Genomic DNA, 1,039 nt, shown 5'->3' with positions numbered 1-1,039 from the left:
GCGGGGGCGTTGACGCCGGAGGTGGAGGAGGTCCTGGCGCGGCATCCGCTGCGGGATCTGGTCACCAGCAGCGAGCCGCTGCCGCTGCTGGTGGAACGGGAGCGGGCGCTGTACGGGTCCTGGTACGAGTTCTTCCCGCGTTCGGAGGGCACGCGCGAGCAGCCGCACGGCACGTTCGCCACGGCGTCCCGCAGACTCCCGGCGATCGCGGCGATGGGCTTCGACGTGGTCTACCTGCCGCCGATCCACCCGATCGGCAGCACGTTCCGCAAGGGGAGGAACAACACCCTCTCCCCCGGCCCGGACGATGTCGGCGTGCCCTGGGCGATCGGCTCGCCCGAGGGCGGTCACGACGCCGTGCACCCGGACCTGGGCACGCTGGAGGACTTCGTCCGGTTCGTGCGGCGGGCGCGGGAGCTGGGCATGGAGGTGGCGCTGGACTTCGCTTTGCAGTGCTCCCCGGACCATCCCTGGGTGCAGAAGCATCCGGAGTGGTTCCACCACCGCCCGGACGGCACCATCGCCTATGCGGAGAACCCGCCGAAGAAGTACCAGGACATCTACCCCATCGCCTTCGACGCCGACATGGACGGCCTGGTCGCCGAGACGGTGCGGGTGCTGCGGCACTGGATGGACTGCGGGGTGCGGATCTTCCGGGTGGACAATCCGCACACCAAGCCGGTGGTGTTCTGGGAGCGGGTCATCGGGGAGGTCAACCGCACCGACCCGGATGTGATCTTCCTGGCGGAGGCCTTCACCCGGCCGGCGATGATGCACACCCTGGCCCAGATCGGCTTCCAGCAGTCGTACACGTACTTCACCTGGCGCGACACCAAGCAGGAGCTGACCGAGTACCTGACGGAGCTCTCCGGTGAGGCCGCGTCCTACATGCGGCCGAACTTCTTCGCCAACACCCCCGACATCCTGCCCGCCTACCTCCAGCACGGCGGCCGGCCCGCCTTCGAGGTCCGGGCCGTGCTCGCGGCGACCCTCTCTCCCACCTGGGGCATCTACTCCGGCTACGAGCTGTGTGAGAACA

1 protein-coding gene is annotated in these 1,039 nt (G+C 69.1%); it reads left to right on the top strand.

The window, feature by feature from the left end; genetic code table 11:
- The coding region (locus tag ACFY9S_RS40660) for an alpha-amylase family glycosyl hydrolase (protein ID WP_391139186.1) at nt 1–1,039 on the top strand (1,039 nt) is incomplete at both ends.

This window comes from Streptomyces sp. NPDC012474 (assembly GCF_042955185.1).
GTDB classification, from domain to species: Bacteria; Actinomycetota; Actinomycetes; order Streptomycetales; family Streptomycetaceae; genus Streptomyces; species Streptomyces cahuitamycinicus.
The sequence above is the reverse complement of the archived record's forward strand: the minus strand, read 5'-3'. Positions and strand labels throughout refer to the sequence as shown.